This window comes from Bacteroides celer, from assembly GCF_002632415.2.
In the GTDB taxonomy this organism is placed as follows: Bacteria; Bacteroidota; Bacteroidia; order Bacteroidales; family Bacteroidaceae; genus Bacteroides.
In genome coordinates this window covers 1,088,715-1,107,109 of record NZ_CP178209.1, presented here as the reverse complement: position 1 = coordinate 1,107,109, position 18,395 = coordinate 1,088,715, and the positions used below count along the sequence as shown (strand labels likewise).

The window sequence follows — 18,395 nt, the reverse complement described above, 5'->3', positions numbered from 1 at the left end:
GGATACTGCTTTTATTTTCGTTTCGCAGCAAAAAACTCTTTCATTAATGTAGCGCATTCGTCAGCCATTACCCCTTTTACAACCACCGTTTTAGGATGTAGAGCCGAACCGGCATATTTCTGATAGCCGCGTTTTTCATCTTCAGCGCCAAATACAAGCTTACCAGTCTGTGCCCAAGCAATAGCTCCGGCACACATTACGCAAGGTTCAACTGTGACATACAGGGTACATTCGTTCAAGTACTTGCCACCAAGCACATTGGCAGCAGCTGTAATAGCCTGCATCTCGGCATGAGCCGTCACATCATTCAATGTTTCTGTGAGATTATGGGCACGTGCGATAATCCGCTCCTTACAAACCACGACAGCTCCAACGGGAACTTCCCCCCGCTCGGCAGCCTTTCCTGCCTCTATCAAAGCTTGTTTCATGAAGTAAATATCGTCCAGCATTCCACCCTTTAATTTTGAATCTATTATTTTTATTATCCCCCTATCGTCTCATGTCGTGTTCACCAAAAAGGGTTGGATAATCTTCTTCCATATTCTTATGAATAAACATGAGAATCGTTTCACGAAGCCAACGTGACTTGTTCGTTATCTTATATTTCTCAAGATAACGATCTACAATCAGCTGTTCTTCGTCGCTCAATAAAATGCTCATCCGTCGTTCCCTTTTGGTACACTCGACATGCATTTTCAGGCACTTCTTACTCCTTTTTCTCATATCTTCTGCAAAATTACTTTTACTTCTGTAAATACAAAGAATAAAAGCAGTAAATTTGCAAAAAAAGATGGCTAAACATAATGATTTAGGAAAAGCCGGAGAAAATGCCGCCGTAGCTTATCTTGAACAGAAGGGGTATCTCATCCGTAACCGGAACTGGAGAAGGGGGCATTTTGAACTGGACATTGTAGCTGCAAAAGACAACGAACTGATTGTAATAGAAGTGAAGACCCGCAGCAACACTCTGTTTGCTGAACCGGAAAATGCTGTAGATTTACCTAAAATAAGACGTACAGTACGCGCAGCGGATGCCTATATCAGATTGTTCCAGATTGACACTCCTGTACGCTTTGATATCATTACTGTAGTAGGCAACGACGGGCATTTCAAGGTTGAACACATAGAGGAAGCGTTTTATCCTCCTTTATATTAAAGAAAGCTTTGGCTTTACATATTCATCATTATAAGAGCCGTGAAATGCGTGCAATCTGCGCTTAAAATTATGATATAACCAATTATGAAAACATACTATAATTATTAATTCATTATGAATGTAGAAACTATCAGAGAATACTGCTTAAGCAAGAGAGGAGTCACCGAATCTTTCCCTTTCGATGATGTATCACTGGTTATAAAGGTAATGAACAAGATGTTTGCTCTCATTGACCTGGAAGAAGCTAATCACATCGCGCTAAAATGTGACCCGGAGAAAGCAATCGAACTGCGTGAACATTATTCGGGAATTGAAGGGGCTTATCATTTTAATAAAAAGTACTGGAATAGTGTCCGCTTTGATAGTGACATAGACGATAAATTGATGAAAGAGCTTATCGATCACTCTTATAATGAGGTAATCAAGAAATTTACTAAAAAGTTACGTGCAGAATATGATGCCCTTCCCTGATATATTCCCGGTTCCATTGATTCATATCAACGAGACTAATTCTACCAACAATTATCTGCAATCTCTCTGTTCTAAACAGAAAATGGAAGAACTAACTGTCGTTGTCGCCGATTTTCAAACTTCCGGTCGGGGACAACGTGGCAATTCCTGGGAATCAGATCCTGGCAAGAATCTTCTTTTCAGCACCGTTATCTTCCCCGATTTTTTGGAAGCACGACGTCAGTTTCTCATTTCACAGATTATATCTTTAGCTATTAAAGAAGAATTAGATACATATACCACCGATATCTCTATCAAATGGCCGAACGATATTTATTGGAAAGAAAAGAAAATATGCGGGATGTTGATAGAAAACGATCTGATGGGGCGGAACATTAGTCAAAGTATTGCAGGGATTGGGATCAATATTAATCAGGAAATGTTTCACTGTTCTGCTCCCAACCCCGTTTCACTGCGACAAATCACAGGAAAAAAGTATGATCTATTCGAAATACTGAAAAATATCATGCTACGTATCCAATCTTATTATAGCTTGCTCAAAAAAGGCGATACGACATCAATAGCCTGTCAATATGAAAAGTCTCTTTTCAGAAGGGAAGGAATTCATCGATATAAAGATGCCAATGGAGAATTTCTTGCACGAATCGTTTGTGTAGAACCTGAAGGAAGATTAATTTTAGAAGACGAGATGCTGATGAAAAGAGACTATATGTTTAAGGAAGTAGAATATTTACTGAAATAAGCTATCCTATTCCAGATCAAAACATTATCTTTGGAACGTGCGTTTTTATATAAAACTCTTTCATTTATGAAAACAAAACTAATTTTCCTCCTTTCATTGTTATGGATATTAATAGGATGCGATGATTCAGATTCTGCAACATTGAATATATCAGAATCGAAGTTTGATAACATCAGCGCAAGCGGTGAATCATTAACGATAGATATTACATGCAGTTCTTCATGGACTGTAACAAGTAATAAACAATGGTGTATTCCTAATACACAAAAAGGAGAGAACGATGGAAAGTTAATCTTATCTATTAATGCAAATCTGGAATCCAATTCCAGAACAGCAACTGTCACTATTATAAGTCATAAGGTTAACAAAACTGTTCAAATCATCCAAAATGGCTCTATCAATACAGCTGAAGAATATCATTATAAAATCCCTGTAATCTTTCATGTATTGTATAAAGAAGATAGAAATTCTCTACAGAAAGTAAATTCAAGCCGTTTATCCCATATACTAGACAAAGTGAACAGTCTGTATAAAAGCAAGAATAACAGTGTAGATATGAATCTCACTTTTACATTGGCAACAACAGATAAAAATGGAGAAACATTACCCAATCCTGGTGTAGAATATATCCAATGGCCAGAATCATACCCTATCGACTGTGAAGCTTTCATGGAGGATAATTCGGGAGAATATGTAAAATACTTATGGGATCCAAACTCATATATCAATATTATGGTTTATAATTTTGCAACCGAACCTAATTCAAATTCAGTAACATTAGGTATCTCCCATATTCCTTTTTCTACTAAAGGCAAGCATTATTTAGAAGGGCTTGGTGAAACAGACTACTCTCATCTAACATTAGCAAATTTACAATTCCCACTATGTGTCTCTATTAATAGCCTATATATTAATGAAGAATCTACTTCAACAAAATATAACACAGCAGACGTTACTGTCACGCTAGCTCATGAATTAGGACATTACCTGGGACTGCATCATGTCTTTGCCGAAACAAATAATGGTACGTGTGAAGATACAGATTATTGCAAAGATACTAAAAGCTATAATAAACAAGAGTATGATAGTAATTGTGATTACATATATGAAAATGAGAGAGCAAAATACACATTTGAAAATTTGGTAAAACGAACAGGATGTGATGGTATAGAGTTTATCTCTTATAATATCATGGATTATGCTATTAGCCACTCAAATCAATTCACTCAAAATCAACGTGAACGTATCAGACATGTCTTATCCTATAGTCCACTGATACCTGGACCGAAGAAAGGAGACATTGATACCCGAGCACTTAATGAAGGTCCCTTGGATTTACCAATACGAACTATAAAATAACAAATTGAATATAATAGAAAAAGAGGTGAACCACTTAGCGATTCACCTCTTTTTCTATTCTCAATATCTTATCCAATGTCTTTTGAGCTTCTGTCGATGGAAAACGTAGAACAACTTTCTGTAAAGAGTTACGCGCTTTCTCATACCGGGTAGTAAACAACTTCGATAATCCGTCCCGATAGCGGGCATACTGCATTTTAGTGGGAGAAGGAAGTTTCTTGTAATCCGTTTCTAACTTTTTCTTCTCCTGCTCTGCCATCAAATAATAATAGTTTCCTAAAAAGATATTAGCAGCCAGATTATCCGCATCGAGTTGCAATATTTTTTCGTACATACGCAAAGCATCTTTTTCTTGTCCGCGGCACACTTGCATTTCTGCACATGTTTCCAAACAATCTACATTATTTGGGTCCTTTTGCAGCAACTCTTTGTAGAACAAATAAGCTTTGTCGTAATTCCGTTTCTTTTTATAGGCGAGAGCTAATTCAGTAGCCAGTTTGGAGCTAATTTCACTATTCTTGTCCACATTCGTCCAATAATACATTTCCGTACGGTCTATATTCAGAGGAATAGTCTGCCGGAAATAGCTCACAGCCTGTCCATTCTGCCCAGCCTCAATGGCGGCAGATATTTTCTGCAACATCTCATCAACCGACTGTGCATTCAGCGCCAGCGGCAATGAGAATAAAGATAAAAGAAAAATAGTTAAGGTCCTCATAATCCATCTGATTGCTATTTAGTTCGTGATTCACAAAGATACAACAAAAAAATAAAAAATGTACCTTTGTGGACGAAAAGAACAATCAATTTGATAAAAGTGTTTCTATAAAATGATAGATAAAAAACAATCCTCCGAAAACAGACGAATATTACGGATAGCCATACCATCGATTATATCAAATATTACCGTCCCGCTACTGGGACTTATCGATGTTACCATCGTAGGACACCTCGGTTCTCCGGCCTACATTGGAGCCATCGCTGTAGGGGGAATGTTGTTCAATATTATCTATTGGATTTTCGGATTCCTGCGCATGGGGACAAGTGGCATGACCTCACAAGCGTATGGTCAGCATGATCTAAATGAAATCACCCGGTTACTGTTACGTTCCGTTGGCGTAGGATTGTTTATAGCTCTTTGCCTGTTGATACTCCAATACCCCATCCTGAAATTGGCATTCACCCTGATACAAACCACACCGGAAGTCGAGCAACTGGCAACTACTTATTTCTATATCTGTATCTGGGGAGCTCCCGCCACATTAGGACTTTATGGATTCGCCGGTTGGTTTATCGGAATGCAGAATTCACGCTTTCCCATGTATATCGCTATTACTCAAAACATTGTCAATATTGTAGCCAGCCTATCCTTTGTCTACTTGCTGGATATGAAAGTGGCAGGAGTGGCAACAGGAACTTTAATAGCCCAATATGCAGGTTTCTTCATGGCCATATTGCTATATATGCGCTATTACAATGCACTAAGAAAGCGGATCGTATGGAAAGAAATTATACAGAAACAAGCCATGTACCGTTTCTTCCAAGTCAACCGGGACATCTTCTTCCGTACCCTTTGCCTGGTTGTGGTCACCCTGTTTTTCACCTCTGCAGGAGCCGCCCAAGGAGAAATTGTATTAGCCGTAAACACCTTGCTCATGCAACTATTCACTCTGTTTTCTTACATCATGGACGGATTTGCTTATGCCGGTGAAGCACTGGCCGGCCGTTACATAGGTGCCAAGAATCAAACAGCCTTACGCAACACAGTACACCACCTTTTCTATTGGGGATTGGGTCTTTCATTGATATTCACCATCCTTTATGCAATCGGTGGAAAAGAATTTCTGGGCCTACTAACCAATGACACTTCAGTAATCAACGCTTCAGACACTTATTTTTACTGGGCACTTATCATTCCGCTAGCTGGTTTTTCTGCTTTCCTGTGGGATGGAGTATTTATTGGTGCCACCGCTACCCGTCAGATGCTTTACTCCATGTTAGTCGCCTCCGCCAGCTTCTTCGGAGTATATTACACTTTCCATCCTCTTCTGGGAAATCACGCCCTATGGCTGGCTTTTCTCATTTATCTTTCCCTGCGAGGAGTTGTACAAACCTTTTTGGGAAGGCAAATAATGAAAAAAGTAATCGCATCCCAGTGAGGCTATCCGATAAATTATCTCTATATTTGCGGCAAACAATAAAAAGCAAAAGGTATGGCAAAGTATAAAAGAATCTTACTAAAGCTCAGTGGAGAGAGCTTGATGGGCGAAAAGCAATACGGCATTGACGAAAAAAGACTGGCAGAATATGCTCAACAAATCAAAGAAATCCACGAACAAGGGGTACAGATTGGTATCGTCATCGGAGGAGGCAATATATTCCGCGGATTAAGCGGAGCCAATAAAGGTTTTGACCGTGTGAAAGGTGACCAAATGGGAATGTTGGCTACCGTTATCAATAGCCTCGCTCTAAGTTCTGCTCTTGTGGCTACCGGTGTAAAAGCACGTGTATTGACAGCAGTACGGATGGAACCTATCGGTGAATTCTACAGTAAATGGAAAGCCATCGAATGTATGGAAAACGGTGAAGTGGTCATCATGTCTGCAGGAACAGGAAATCCTTTCTTTACTACAGATACCGGTTCTTCACTTAGAGGAATAGAAATCGAAGCAGACGTTATGCTGAAAGGTACTCGCGTAGATGGCATTTACACAGCTGATCCTGAAAAAGATCCTACCGCAACCAAATTCGATGACATTACGTATGATGAAGTATTGAAACGTGGTCTGAAAGTTATGGATTTAACTGCGACCTGTATGTGCAAAGAAAATAATCTGCCTATCGTCGTATTTGATATGGACACAGTAGGTAACTTAAAGAAAGTAATCAGCGGAGAAGAGATAGGTACGTTAGTACATAACTAATTCACCACTATTAACATTCATTTATCTATCGAACAATGCTCCGATAAGAATCGATTATTCATTTAGAAATAAGAGGTGCGAATTTTGCAGTATAGCTTTGATTAAGACTATTATTGCAAAATTTGCACTTTATTTTTTCAAATATTATGTGGAAATGAACGGCTACTAATCAAGCATATCATGCAGAGTTATTGATTGAACAGGGATTAACATTATCCCGTTTGGAATCTGATAGACTATTGCCTGTTAATTATTCCTCAGACTGCGTATAACTAATCTCCCGATCGAATAAAATTAATCGTCTGACAGTTGATTCTTTTTCGTCTGACAACTGTCAGACGAAAGTTCAACAGTAGTCAGACGCAAGTTTAACAACTGTCAGACGATTAATTTTATGCATAAACAAGATTAGTATCCTCTTCACTAAGAAATAGTTTTTAGCATACGAAAGATTAAATTATACTACCAACCGCCTAAACGCTTGTTTATCATTGGTGAACTGCGTACTTTTGCACGCCATTAAAAAAAAGCAAAACAATGACCAACAAAACCAAAGGTTTTATCTATGGAGCGATTGCCGCTGCCAGCTACGGTATGAATCCTCTTTTTGCACTTCCGCTCTATGCAGCCGAAATGAGTGTCGATACCGTTTTATTCTACCGGTACTTCTTTGCGACAATCGTATTGGGTATTCTGATGAAAATGCAGCACCAGTCTTTTGCGCTTCATAAGGCAGACGTCTTGCCCTTAGTCATTATGGGATTGCTATTCTCTTTTTCATCACTACTTTTGTTTATGAGCTATAATTATATGGATGCCGGTATTGCTTCTACCATTCTCTTTGTCTATCCGGTGATGGTAGCAGTCATTATGGGGATATTCTTCAAAGAAAAGATTTCCGCAATTACCGTTTTTTCCATCCTGCTGGCACTTTTTGGTATCGCCTTGCTCTATCAGGGAGACGGAAACAAACCGCTGTCGACTTTGGGAATTATCTTTGTTCTGCTGTCCTCACTCTCTTATGCTATATATATAGTAGGTGTGAACCGTTCGACGCTGAAAAACCTGCCGACCACCAAGCTCACATTCTACGCAATTTTGTTCGGACTATCGGTTTATATCGTCCGTTTAAATTTTTGTACGGAACTGCAAATAATACCGTCAGCCTGGCTCTGGGCCGACGTGCTGACACTAGCCATTCTGCCAACTGCCGTATCTCTGATCTGTACCGCACTAGCCATCCATTATATAGGCTCTACTCCAACAGCCATACTGGGTGCTCTGGAACCTGTGACAGCTCTATTTTTCGGTGTTCTCCTGTTTCACGAAAAACTGACTCCCCGGTTAATGGTAGGTATTTTAATGATTATCACCGCTGTTACCTTAATTATCATCGGTAAGTCACTCATAAAAAAGATGGGAATGCTGTTGCAGATGAACAAAAAATAATATACTTTTGCTACTTAATCAATCAAAATGCAATTTTAAATCTCAAAAAATATGGTAGACGTAAAGACTTGCCTTGACAATGCACAAGAAAAAATGGATATGGCCATCATGTATCTGGAAGAAGCACTGGCACATATCCGCGCTGGAAAAGCGAGTGCCCGCTTATTAGATGGCATCCGCGTAGATTCTTACGGAAGTATGGTGCCTATCAGCAATGTAGCAGCAATTACCACTCCGGACGCCCGCAGTATCGTAATCAAACCGTGGGATAAAAGCATGTTCCGTGTCATCGAAAAAGCAATCATCGACTCTGACCTCGGTATCATGCCCGAAAACAATGGTGAAATGATCCGTATCGGTATTCCTCCTTTGACGGAAGAACGTCGTAAACAACTGGCAAAACAGTGTAAAGGAGAAGGTGAAACAGCTAAAGTTAGTGTACGTAACGCTCGTCGTGACGGTATCGACGCACTGAAGAAAGCTGTAAAAGACGGATTGGCAGAAGACGAACAGAAGAATGCGGAAGCCAAACTGCAAAAAATCCATGATAAGTATATCAAGCAAATCGATGATATGCTGGCTGAAAAGGATAAAGAAATTATGACTGTTTAATTAGTTGAGAATTGATAGTTGAGAGTTGATAGTTACTATGCAGTTACTGGATAATGCAACCAATTCTCAACTATCAACTATTAACTATCAACTAAATAAATGAAGGGATTAGTAATCAAAAACACGGGTAGTTGGTATCAGGTGAAAACCGATGACGGACAATCTATCGAATGTAAAATCAAAGGTAATTTCCGACTGAAAGGGATTCGCAGCACTAATCCTGTAGCAGTAGGCGATCGTGTTCAGATTATACTTAATCAGGAAGGCACTGCTTTTATCAGCGAAATAGAAGATAGAAAGAACTACATCGTTCGCCGTTCTTCCAATCTTTCCAAACAATCCCACATCCTTGCCGCCAATCTCGATCAGTGTATGCTGGTGGTAACGATCAATTATCCCGAAACTTCCACTATTTTTATTGATCGATTCCTCGCATCCGCAGAGGCCTATCGTGTTCCCGTCAAACTGGTATTTAATAAGGTAGATGCCTACGACGAGGACGAACTCCGCTATCTGGACGCACTCATCAACTTATATACACAGATCGGCTATCCCTGCTTCAAAGTTTCCGCAAAGAACGGTAATGGAGTGGAGGAAATCAAGAAAGCTCTGGAAAGCAAAATCACCTTATTCTCCGGACATTCGGGAGTCGGCAAATCAACTCTTATCAATTCCATACTGCCGGGCATAGAAACCAGAACCGGCGAGATTTCTTCTTACCATAACAAAGGAATGCATACCACCACTTTCTCCGAGATGTTTCCCGTAGAAGGAAACGGTTATATTATCGACACTCCGGGCATCAAAGGCTTCGGCACATTCGATATGGAGGAAGAAGAGATCGGACACTATTTTCCTGAAATATTCAAAATTTCTGCCGACTGCAAATATGGTAACTGCACCCACCGTCATGAACCGGGATGTGCCGTACGCAAAGCAGTGGAAGAACATCTCATCAGCGAATCCCGCTATACCTCTTATCTAAATATGTTGGAAGATAAAGAGGAAGGGAAATACCGGGCTGCCTACTGATTAACTCTTTTTTACTTTTTTCTTCTTTAAACCTTTCCCTTTGGGAGAAGTCTAATCTTTGATGACATATAATATAATTGCTATATACAATACTAAACCATGAATAAGAAGACTAAGTGGGGCATCATTATTCTTGTTGGTGCCGGAATCATCGGTGGAGGAATCTACTCACAATTACCGAAAAAAAACGACGAACTAGCAGCCGCCGACAAAGTAATGAGCGGCAATCAGAAAAGAGGAAAACAAGTACTAAATGTAAATGCCAAGGTCATAAAACCGCAATCCCTGACAGATGAGTTTACCACTACCGGTGTGCTTCTGCCCGACGAAGAAGTGGATTTATCTTTCGAGACTTCGGGAAAAATTGTAGAAATCAACTTCGAAGAAGGAACGGCCGTAAAGAAAGGCCAATTACTAGCCAAGGTAAACGACCGACAGTTGCAGGCGCAATTGCAAAGATTGATTTCACAATTGAAACTGGCAGAAGACCGTGTATTCCGTCAGGACGCTTTGTTGAAACGGGATGCTGTCAGTAAAGAAGCCTACGAACAGGTTAAGACGGATTTAGCTACCCTGAACGCCGACATAGAAATTATAAAAACCAATATCGAACTGACTGAACTTCGCGCTCCGTTTGACGGAATTATCGGACTTCGACAAGTCAGTGTCGGTACGTATGCCTCTCCGACTACAGTGGTTGCCAAACTGACTAAAATCGCTCCATTGAAAGTGGAATTCTCCGTACCGGAACGTTATGCCAAGCAAATCAAGAAGGGAACTAACCTCAACTTCAGTGTGGAAGGAACGTTGGATGCTTTCGGTGCACAAGTATACGCTGTAGAATCGGCTATCGACCCGAATCTGCATCAATTTACCGCTCGTGCATTATACCCGAATGTTCATCATACCTTACTTCCCGGCCGTTACGCAAGCGTATTATTGAAAAAAGAAGAAATTCCTAATGCGATAGCCATCCCTACAGAAGCAATCGTGCCGGAAATGGGTAAGGATAAAGTCTATCTGTATAAATCAGGAAAAGCCGAACCGGTGGATATTATTACCGGCATCCGCACGGCATCTGAAGTACAGGCAATAAGAGGGCTGCACATAGGAGATACAATCATTACTTCAGGAACACTACAGCTCCGCACCGGACTTGCAGTCACACTTGACAATATTGATTAATAATACCAGCGCCCTATGAATATATCCGAATTAAGTATACGTCGCCCGGTATTAGCCACAGTATTAACGATCATTATCCTCCTTTTCGGATTCATCGGATACAACTATCTGGGTGTCCGCGAATATCCGTCAGTGGATAATCCGATCATTTCTGTCAGTTGCTCTTATCCGGGAGCTAATGCCGATGTTATCGAGAATCAGATAACCGAACCGTTGGAACAGAATATCAACGGTATTCCCGGTATCCGTTCTTTGTCCAGTGTGAGTCAGCAGGGACAAAGCCGCATCACGGTAGAATTTGAATTGTCCGTCGATTTGGAAACAGCAGCCAACGACGTACGTGACAAGGTTTCACGTGCCCAACGTTATCTGCCTCGCGACTGTGACCCTCCGACTGTTTCAAAAGCCGATGCCGATGCCCAACCGATCCTGATGGTTGCTCTTCAGAGTGATAAACGCTCCTTGTTGGAATTAAGTGAAATAGCGGACTTGACTGTAAAAGAACAGTTACAGACCATTTCCGATGTAAGTAGTGTATCTATCTGGGGAGAAAAGCGTTACTCCATGCGTCTCTGGCTCGACCCGGTTAAAATGGCCGGCTACGGTATCACTCCTATCGACGTTAAAAACGCCGTAGACAATGAGAATGTGGAACTTCCTTCCGGTAGTATCGAAGGAAATACCACCGAGCTGACTATCCGAACACTGGGATTGATGCATACCGCAGATGAATTCAATGATTTGATTATCAAAGAAGAGAATAACCGTATTGTCCGTTTCAGCGATATCGGACGTGCCGAACTGGGACCTGCCGACATCAAGAGTTATATGAAAATGAACGGTGTTCCGATGGTGGGCGTCGTTGTTATCCCACAGCCGGGAGCCAACCATATTGAGATTGCGGATGCGGTATACCAACGTATGGAACAGATGAAAAAGGACTTGCCGGAAGACGTACACTATAACTACGGTTTTGATAATACCAAGTTTATCCGTGCGTCTATCAATGAGGTAAAGTCAACGGTGTATGAGGCTTTTGTACTCGTAATTATCATTATCTTCCTCTTCCTGCGTGACTGGCGCGTTACATTGGTGCCTTGTATCGTAATTCCTGTCTCCCTTATCGGTGCATTCTTCGTCATGTATCTGGCCGGATTCTCCATCAATGTGCTTTCCATGCTCGCCATCGTACTGTCGGTGGGACTGGTGGTAGATGATGCCATCGTTATGACGGAAAATATATACATCCGTATCGAGAAAGGAATGGCCCCGAAAGAAGCGGGCATAGAAGGAGCCAAAGAAATCTTCTTTGCCGTTATTTCAACGACTATTACACTGGTAGCGGTATTCTTCCCTATCGTCTTTATGGATGGAATGACGGGACGACTGTTCCGTGAGTTCAGTATCGTAATTTCCGGTTCGGTTATTATTTCCTCATTTGCCGCATTGACTTTCACGCCGATGTTGGCAACGAAATTGCTCATAAAACGGGAAAAGCAGAGTTGGTTCTATGCAAAAACAGAACCATTCTTTGAAGGAATGAACCGGCTATACAGCCGGTCACTTGCCGCTTTCCTCGGCAAACGCTGGATCGCTCTTCCATTTACTTTCATCACCATTTGCCTGATTGGTATTCTGTGGAATGCAGTTCCTGCGGAAATGGCTCCACTTGAAGACCGTTCGCAAATCAGTATCAATACACGAGGAGCAGAAGGTGTCACTTATGAATATATCCGGGATTATACGGAAGATATCAACCAGCTGGTAGACTCCATTCTTCCTGATGCGGAATCAGTGACTGCCCGTGTATCCAGTGGTAGCGGAAACGTGCGTATCACACTGAAAGATATGAAGGACCGTGATTACACACAGATGGATGTTGCGGAGAAAATATCGAAAGCAGTACAGAAAAAAACAATGGCACGTTCATTCGTACAACAACAGTCTTCTTTCGGTGGACGTCGTGGAAGTATGCCTGTTCAATATGTACTTCAAGCTACCAATTTGGAAAAGTTGGAAGAAGTGCTGCCTAAGTTTATGGCTAAAGTATATGAGAATCCTGTCTTCCAGATGGCGGACGTTGACTTGAAGTTCAGTAAGCCGGAAGCACGTATCCAGATCAACCGCGACAAGTCCAGTATTATGGGAGTAAGTACCAAAAATATTGCTCAAACGCTGCAATATGGATTGAGCGGTCAGCGTATGGGATATTTCTATATGAACGGTAAGCAATATGAGATTCTTGGTGAAATTAACCGCCAGCAACGAAACAAGCCGGCTGACTTGAAAGCGATTTACGTTCGTAGCAATAGTGGAGATATGATTCAGTTGGATAACTTGATTGAGTTGGAAAGCGGTATTGCTCCTCCCAAATTATATCGCTATAACCGTTTTGTGTCAGCTACAATTTCTGCAGGATTGGCAGATGGAAAAACAATCGGGCAAGGTTTGGACGAGATGGATAAGATTGCCAAGGAAACACTGGACGATACTTTCCGCACCGCCCTGTCGGGGGACTCGAAAGAATATCGTGAAAGTTCTTCCAGTCTGATGTTCGCCTTTATCCTGGCCATTCTTCTGATTTACCTGATTCTGGCAGCCCAGTTTGAAAGTTTCAAAGATCCGCTGATTATCATGTTGACAGTACCACTGGCTATTGCCGGAGCTTTGGTCTTCATGTATTTCGGAGATATTACGATGAATATTTTCAGTCAGATCGGTATTATCATGCTGATCGGTCTGGTGGCAAAGAACGGTATCCTGATTGTAGAATTTGCCAATCAGAAACAGGAAGCCGGAGAGGATAAAATGAGCGCCATCAAAGATGCTGCACTACAACGCCTCCGTCCGATTCTGATGACAAGTGCCTCTACGGTTTTGGGACTTATTCCGCTGGCATTTGCCACCGGAGAAGGTTGTAACCAGCGTATCGCCATGGGTACGGCAGTGGTAGGTGGTATGGTCGTATCCACTCTGCTTACGATGTACATTGTACCGGCTATTTACAGTTACATTTCGACTAACCGAATCAAAAAATTACAAGAATGAAACAGAAAGGAATTTGCATGAAACGCATCATTTATATAACCATTGCATGTGCCTTCTTATCAGTCTCTTTTGCAAAGGCACAAGTCCTCACTCTAAAGGAGTGTCTGGAAGAAGGATTGCAAAATAATTACTCTTTACGTATCATCCACAACGAAGAGCAGATCAGCAAAAACAACGCAACGTTGGGAAATGCGGGTTACCTGCCTACACTGGACTTCTCTGCCGGATATACCGGAAACTTGGACAATATTGAAACCAAGGCGCGTGCTACCGGAGAAATAACAAAGAATAACGGAGTCTACGATCAGACGGTTAATGTCGGTCTTAACCTCAACTGGACTATTTTCGACGGATTCAATATCAGCACCACCTACAAACAGTTGAAAGAACTGGAACGTCAGGGAGAAACCAACACCCGTATCGCTATTGAGGATTTTATTGCTGCCCTGACTTCCGAATACTATAATTTTATTCAGCAGAAGATTCGTCTGAAAAACTTTCATTATGCAATGTCGCTTTCCAAAGAGCGCTTACGCATAGCCGAGGCTAGTCACCTGGTTGGTAAGTTTTCAGGACTGGATTATCAGCAGGCAAAAGTGGATTTCAATGCAGACAGTGCCCAATACATCAAACAACAGGAATTGCTCCATTCTTCACGCATCCAGTTGAATGAACTAATGGCCAACAACAACGTCAATCAAAACATTATTATCAAAGACTCTACCATTGACGTACACAGCGACTTGCAATTTGATGACTTGTGGAATTCTACGTTAGCAACCAATGCTTCTTTGCTTAAAGCCGATCAAAACACGGTACTTGCCCAATTGGACTACAAGAAAATAAACTCACGCAACTATCCATATCTCAAATTAAATACCGGATATGGATATACGTTCAACAAGTATGACATCAACGCAAACAGTAGAAGAGGTGAACTGGGTTTCAATGCCGGAATAACTGTCGGTTTTAATATATTCGACGGTAATCGCCGCCGCGAAAAGAGAAATGCGAGTCTGGCTTTCAAAAATCGTCGTCTGGAACGACAGGACATGGAGTTAGCACTCCGCTCTGATCTTAGTAACCTATGGCAAGCCTATCGCAACAATCTCCAATTGTTGAATCTGGAACGTCAGAACCTGATAACCGCCAAGGACAACCACGATATTGCCATGGACCGTTATATACAGGGAGACCTCTCCGGTTTTGAAGTGCGCGAAGCACAAAAAAGTTTGTTAGATGCAGAGGAACGCATCCTCTCTGCCGAATACAATACGAAACTTTGCGAAATATCCCTGTTGCAAATCAGCGGAAAGATTACGAAGTATCTGGAATAAGGAAGTAGTTTCCATTTATTTTTTTATTGGGTTAATCTTCTTATCGGGAAGGTTAACCCAATTTTTACTGCATAAAAAACAGTTATTATATATCGTTATTCTTCTTTCTTTCTACATTTGCATACCATAAAAACATTAAATAATAAAAGCCATGAGAAAACTAAGTCTTTTCTTACTATTACTTTTTATCCTGACAAATGCCTCAGCCCAAAAAGCAACAGATTACAGAAAACAGCAAAACTACAAAGAATGGGTACACATCGCTCCCAAATTTGACGATGATTTTTTTAAGACAGAAGAAGCCCAACGCATTGGTGACAACGTGTTACTGTATCAACAAACTACCGGAGGCTGGCCCAAGAATATCTATATGCCGGCAGAACTGACGGAACAAGAATATAAGGCGGCACTAAAAGCCAAAGAGGATATCAACCAAAGCACAATCGACAACAATGCCACCACGACAGAAATAGAATATCTGGCACGACTTTATCTGGCTACACAGAAAGAGAAATATAAAGAAGGAGTGCTGAACGGTATTCAATATCTGCTCAAATCGCAATATGAAAACGGAGGATGGCCTCAATTTTATCCACGTCCCAAAGGTTATTATGTACAAATCACCTACAATGACAATGCAATGGTGAGAGTCATGAATCAACTTCGGAGCATATACGAAAAGAAAGCTCCATATACTTTTCTTCCTGACAATATCTGCGAACAAGCACGCAATGCATTTAACAAAGGTATAGAGTGTATACTCAAAACGCAGGTGCGCCAAAATGGAGAATTAACGGTATGGTGCGCACAACACGACCGTGTCACTTTGGAACCCTGCAAAGCACGTGCTTATGAACTTCCGTCACTAAGCGGACAAGAGTCGGACAATATTGTATTGCTGTTGATGTCACTTCCTAATCCATCCGCAGAAGTTGTAAAATCCATAGAAGGAGCAATCAAATGGTTCCAAAAGTCTAAAATAAAAGGAATACAGAAGGAATATTTCACTAACAGCGAAGGTAAAAAAGACTATCGTATGGTTCCCTGTGAAGACTGTCCAACTCTCTGGGCACGTTTTTATGAACTGGAAACGAACCGGCCTTTTTTCTGCGACCGTGACGGCATTAAAAAATATGATATATCGGAAATCGGGCATGAGCGCCGGAATGGTTATAGTTGGTATAACAAAGATGGTAGTAAGGTATTGAAGAGATATGAAAAATGGAAAAAAGAACAGAATAAGTAATCACAAATGATGAAAGGCTGATATCTACACTACAAAAATAAATATCCGGAAAGTCTTTAAGTCCTCAAAAGATGAAATCCCCTCACTACATTGCAGAGTGAGGGGATTTTATAAATTCAGGGCATTTAGCCTCTTCTTAAAGTTTTATCCCAACAGGTTAAAACCGGTTATTTTGTGCAATTCCACGGTTTCAACTGTTTGAAGAAGTCATTACCCTTATCATCCACCAAGATAAATGCAGGGAAGTTTTCTACTTCAATTTTCCAGATGGCTTCCATACCCAATTCCGGATATTCCACACATTCGATGCTCTTGATGTTATTCTGTGCAAGGATAGCTGCCGGACCTCCGATAGAGCCAAGATAGAAACCACCATATTTCTTACAAGCATCTGTCACCTGCTGGCTACGGTTGCCTTTAGCCAACATCACCATGCTACCGCCATGACTTTGGAACAGTTCTACATAAGAGTCCATACGTCCTGCCGTAGTAGGACCCATAGAGCCACAAGCCATGCCTTCCGGGGTTTTTGCCGGACCTGCATAATAAATAGGATGATCCTTAATATATTGTGGCAAGTCTTCACCGCGATCCAAACGTTCTTTCAGTTTAGCATGAGCGATGTCACGCCCTACGATGATTGTTCCGTTCAGTGACAGACGGGTAGCAACCGGATATTTAGTCAGTTCTTTCAGGATTTCAGACATCGGACGATTTAAGTCGATCTTCACAACATCACCTTCACCAGCCTGACGCAGTTCTACAGGAATAAGTTCGCCCGGATTTGAATCCAGCTTCTCAATCCAGATACCGTCCTTATTGATTTTACATTTGATGTTACGGTCGGCAGAGCAAGACACTCCCAAACCTACCGGACAAGAAGCACCGTGACGAGGCAAACGGATGATGCGTACGTCATGAGCAAGATATTTACCTCCGAATTGCGCGCCCAATCCAATTTTGTGAGCTTCTGCCAAAACTTCTTTTTCCAGTTCGATGTCGCGGAATGCACGGCCATATTCGTTTCCAGTAGTCGGCAAGTTATCATAGAAATGAGTAGAAGCCAGCTTCACTGTCAATAAGTTCTTTTCAGCAGAAGTTCCACCGATCACGAAAGCGATATGATAAGGAGGGCAAGCGGCTGTTCCCAATGTTTTCATTTTTTCAACCAGGAATGGAACCAGTGTACCGGGATTCAGGATCGCTTTTGTTTCCTGATACAAATATGTCTTGTTGGCAGAACCACCACCTTTTGTTACGCAAAGGAATTCGTATTCCATACCTTCGGTAGCTTCGATGTCAATCTGTGCAGGGAGGTTACATTTTGTATTTACCTCATCATACATATTCAAAGGCGCATTCTGTGAATAACGCAGGTTCTCTTCAGTGTATGTTTTATATACGCCCAGTGAAAGCGCTTCTTCATCAGAATATCCAGTCCATACCTGCTGTCCTTTTTCACCATGGATAATAGCAGTACCAGTGTCCTGACAGAAAGGAAGTACACCTTTTGAAGCAACTTCCGCGTTACGCAGGAAAGTCAATGCCACATACTTATCGTTTTCACTTGCTTCCGGATCACTCAGAATCTTAGCAACCTGTTCGTTGTGCGAACGACGAAGCATGAATGATACATCACGAAAAGCTGCATTAGCCATCGCAGTCAAACCTTCTTTCTCAATTTTCAGGATAGGATTTCCTTCAAACTCGCTTACTGATACATAGTCTTTTGTAAGCAGATAATACTCAGTTGTATCTTTTCCCTTTTCAAACATGGGCTGATACTTAAACGGAGGTGTTGCCATAAGTTTCTTATTTTATTACGTAATGTTAG

17 protein-coding genes are annotated in these 18,395 nt (G+C 41.3%); 13 read left to right on the top strand and 4 right to left on the bottom strand.

Going from position 1 to position 18,395, the window contains the following annotated elements; all coding sequences use genetic code 11:
• Window positions 1–11: 11 nt before the first annotated feature.
• Together CJF29_RS04005 and CJF29_RS04000 are read right to left on the bottom strand one after the other, a co-directional pair.
• Window positions 12–449, bottom strand: coding sequence for a nucleoside deaminase (locus CJF29_RS04005; RefSeq protein ID WP_004299216.1), 438 nt, complete (start codon window positions 447–449; stop codon window positions 12–14).
• A gap of 40 nt (window positions 450–489) precedes the next feature.
• Complete coding sequence (locus CJF29_RS04000; protein ID WP_004299215.1) at window positions 490–723, bottom strand: hypothetical protein; 234 nt, start codon at window positions 721–723, stop codon at window positions 490–492.
• A 67-nt stretch (window positions 724–790) separates the two neighbouring features.
• Between CJF29_RS04000 and CJF29_RS03995 the strand changes: the two genes are divergently transcribed.
• The 4 genes from CJF29_RS03995 to CJF29_RS03980 all read left to right on the top strand — a co-directional run bounded on the left by CJF29_RS03995 (window position 791) and on the right by CJF29_RS03980 (window position 3,728).
• Complete coding sequence (locus tag CJF29_RS03995) at window positions 791–1,156, top strand: YraN family protein (protein ID WP_099146645.1); 366 nt, start codon at window positions 791–793, stop codon at window positions 1,154–1,156.
• 114 nt (window positions 1,157–1,270) lie between these two features.
• On the top strand, window positions 1,271–1,627 hold the full coding sequence (locus tag CJF29_RS03990; protein WP_004306560.1) for an MmcQ/YjbR family DNA-binding protein: 357 nt from the start codon (window positions 1,271–1,273) through the stop codon (window positions 1,625–1,627).
• Window positions 1,611–2,369: a biotin--[acetyl-CoA-carboxylase] ligase gene (locus CJF29_RS03985; RefSeq protein WP_099146644.1), complete on the top strand. Its 759-nt coding sequence runs from the start codon at window positions 1,611–1,613 to the stop codon at window positions 2,367–2,369. Before CJF29_RS03990 ends, CJF29_RS03985 begins: the two co-directional genes overlap by 17 nt.
• Before the next feature lie 66 nt (window positions 2,370–2,435).
• Window positions 2,436–3,728 (top strand): zinc-dependent metalloproteinase lipoprotein, encoded by a 1,293-nt coding sequence (locus CJF29_RS03980; protein WP_008650082.1) that lies wholly within the window; start codon window positions 2,436–2,438, stop codon window positions 3,726–3,728.
• A gap of 34 nt (window positions 3,729–3,762) precedes the next feature.
• On the opposite strand, the gene CJF29_RS03975 is transcribed toward CJF29_RS03980, so the two are convergent.
• Window positions 3,763–4,446 (bottom strand): tetratricopeptide repeat protein, encoded by a 684-nt coding sequence (locus CJF29_RS03975; RefSeq protein WP_099146643.1) that lies wholly within the window; start codon window positions 4,444–4,446, stop codon window positions 3,763–3,765.
• Window positions 4,447–4,558: 112 nt separating this feature from the next.
• On the opposite strand from CJF29_RS03975, the gene CJF29_RS03970 reads away from it, so the two are divergent.
• The 9 genes from CJF29_RS03970 (at window position 4,559) to pelA (ending at window position 16,561) form a co-directional block, all read left to right on the top strand.
• The gene (locus CJF29_RS03970) at window positions 4,559–5,887 is read left to right on the top strand and encodes an MATE family efflux transporter (protein WP_099146642.1); all 1,329 of its coding nucleotides are present in this window, start codon (window positions 4,559–4,561) and stop codon (window positions 5,885–5,887) included.
• A gap of 54 nt (window positions 5,888–5,941) precedes the next feature.
• Window positions 5,942–6,652, top strand: coding sequence for a UMP kinase (gene pyrH, locus CJF29_RS03965; protein ID WP_004306551.1), 711 nt, complete (start codon window positions 5,942–5,944; stop codon window positions 6,650–6,652).
• 537 nt (window positions 6,653–7,189) lie between these two features.
• On the top strand, window positions 7,190–8,101 hold the full coding sequence (locus tag CJF29_RS03960; RefSeq protein WP_074559181.1) for a DMT family transporter: 912 nt from the start codon (window positions 7,190–7,192) through the stop codon (window positions 8,099–8,101).
• Between the two features lie 51 nt (window positions 8,102–8,152).
• Window positions 8,153–8,713, top strand: a complete 561-nt coding sequence (frr, locus tag CJF29_RS03955) for a ribosome recycling factor (RefSeq protein ID WP_004299198.1) — start codon at window positions 8,153–8,155, stop codon at window positions 8,711–8,713.
• A 99-nt stretch (window positions 8,714–8,812) separates the two neighbouring features.
• Complete coding sequence (gene rsgA, locus CJF29_RS03950; RefSeq protein ID WP_004306535.1) at window positions 8,813–9,745, top strand: ribosome small subunit-dependent GTPase A; 933 nt, start codon at window positions 8,813–8,815, stop codon at window positions 9,743–9,745.
• Window positions 9,746–9,844: 99 nt separating this feature from the next.
• A complete protein-coding gene (locus tag CJF29_RS03945; RefSeq protein WP_008998953.1) occupies window positions 9,845–10,930 on the top strand; it encodes an efflux RND transporter periplasmic adaptor subunit in 1,086 nt (361 codons plus the stop codon).
• Between the two features lie 15 nt (window positions 10,931–10,945).
• Window positions 10,946–13,978 (top strand): efflux RND transporter permease subunit, encoded by a 3,033-nt coding sequence (locus CJF29_RS03940; protein ID WP_074559183.1) that lies wholly within the window; start codon window positions 10,946–10,948, stop codon window positions 13,976–13,978.
• Window positions 13,975–15,315, top strand: coding sequence for a TolC family protein (locus CJF29_RS03935; RefSeq protein ID WP_081352715.1), 1,341 nt, complete (start codon window positions 13,975–13,977; stop codon window positions 15,313–15,315). The genes CJF29_RS03940 and CJF29_RS03935 overlap by 4 nt, the downstream gene beginning before the upstream one ends.
• 151 nt (window positions 15,316–15,466) lie before the next feature.
• A complete protein-coding gene (gene pelA / locus CJF29_RS03930; protein WP_099146641.1) occupies window positions 15,467–16,561 on the top strand; it encodes a pectate lyase in 1,095 nt (364 codons plus the stop codon).
• A gap of 167 nt (window positions 16,562–16,728) precedes the next feature.
• Here the strand turns inward: pelA and CJF29_RS03925 are convergent, their stop codons facing one another.
• Window positions 16,729–18,366, bottom strand: a complete 1,638-nt coding sequence (locus CJF29_RS03925; RefSeq protein ID WP_008998956.1) for a fumarate hydratase — start codon at window positions 18,364–18,366, stop codon at window positions 16,729–16,731.
• Between the last annotated feature and the right edge of the window lie 29 nt (window positions 18,367–18,395).

Bases quoted from the DNA above. Each gene is read 5' to 3' on its own strand.
- CJF29_RS03925 (WP_008998956.1), bottom strand. From the start codon at position 18,366: ATGGCAACACCTCCGTTTAAGTATCAGCCCATGTTTGAAAAGGGAAAA.
- rsgA (WP_004306535.1), top strand. From the start codon at position 8,813: ATGAAGGGATTAGTAATCAAAAACACGGGTAGTTGGTATCAGGTGAAA.
- CJF29_RS03975 (WP_099146643.1), bottom strand. From the start codon at position 4,446: ATGAGGACCTTAACTATTTTTCTTTTATCTTTATTCTCATTGCCGCTG.
- pyrH (WP_004306551.1), top strand. From the start codon at position 5,942: ATGGCAAAGTATAAAAGAATCTTACTAAAGCTCAGTGGAGAGAGCTTG.
- pelA (WP_099146641.1), top strand. From the start codon at position 15,467: ATGAGAAAACTAAGTCTTTTCTTACTATTACTTTTTATCCTGACAAAT.
- CJF29_RS03980 (WP_008650082.1), top strand. From the start codon at position 2,436: ATGAAAACAAAACTAATTTTCCTCCTTTCATTGTTATGGATATTAATA.
- CJF29_RS03985 (WP_099146644.1), top strand. From the start codon at position 1,611: ATGATGCCCTTCCCTGATATATTCCCGGTTCCATTGATTCATATCAAC.
- CJF29_RS03935 (WP_081352715.1), top strand. From the start codon at position 13,975: ATGAAACAGAAAGGAATTTGCATGAAACGCATCATTTATATAACCATT.
- CJF29_RS04000 (WP_004299215.1), bottom strand. From the start codon at position 723: ATGAGAAAAAGGAGTAAGAAGTGCCTGAAAATGCATGTCGAGTGTACC.
- frr (WP_004299198.1), top strand. From the start codon at position 8,153: ATGGTAGACGTAAAGACTTGCCTTGACAATGCACAAGAAAAAATGGAT.
- CJF29_RS03940 (WP_074559183.1), top strand. From the start codon at position 10,946: ATGAATATATCCGAATTAAGTATACGTCGCCCGGTATTAGCCACAGTA.
- CJF29_RS04005 (WP_004299216.1), bottom strand. From the start codon at position 449: ATGCTGGACGATATTTACTTCATGAAACAAGCTTTGATAGAGGCAGGA.
- CJF29_RS03995 (WP_099146645.1), top strand. From the start codon at position 791: ATGGCTAAACATAATGATTTAGGAAAAGCCGGAGAAAATGCCGCCGTA.
- CJF29_RS03960 (WP_074559181.1), top strand. From the start codon at position 7,190: ATGACCAACAAAACCAAAGGTTTTATCTATGGAGCGATTGCCGCTGCC.
- CJF29_RS03970 (WP_099146642.1), top strand. From the start codon at position 4,559: ATGATAGATAAAAAACAATCCTCCGAAAACAGACGAATATTACGGATA.
- CJF29_RS03945 (WP_008998953.1), top strand. From the start codon at position 9,845: ATGAATAAGAAGACTAAGTGGGGCATCATTATTCTTGTTGGTGCCGGA.
- CJF29_RS03990 (WP_004306560.1), top strand. From the start codon at position 1,271: ATGAATGTAGAAACTATCAGAGAATACTGCTTAAGCAAGAGAGGAGTC.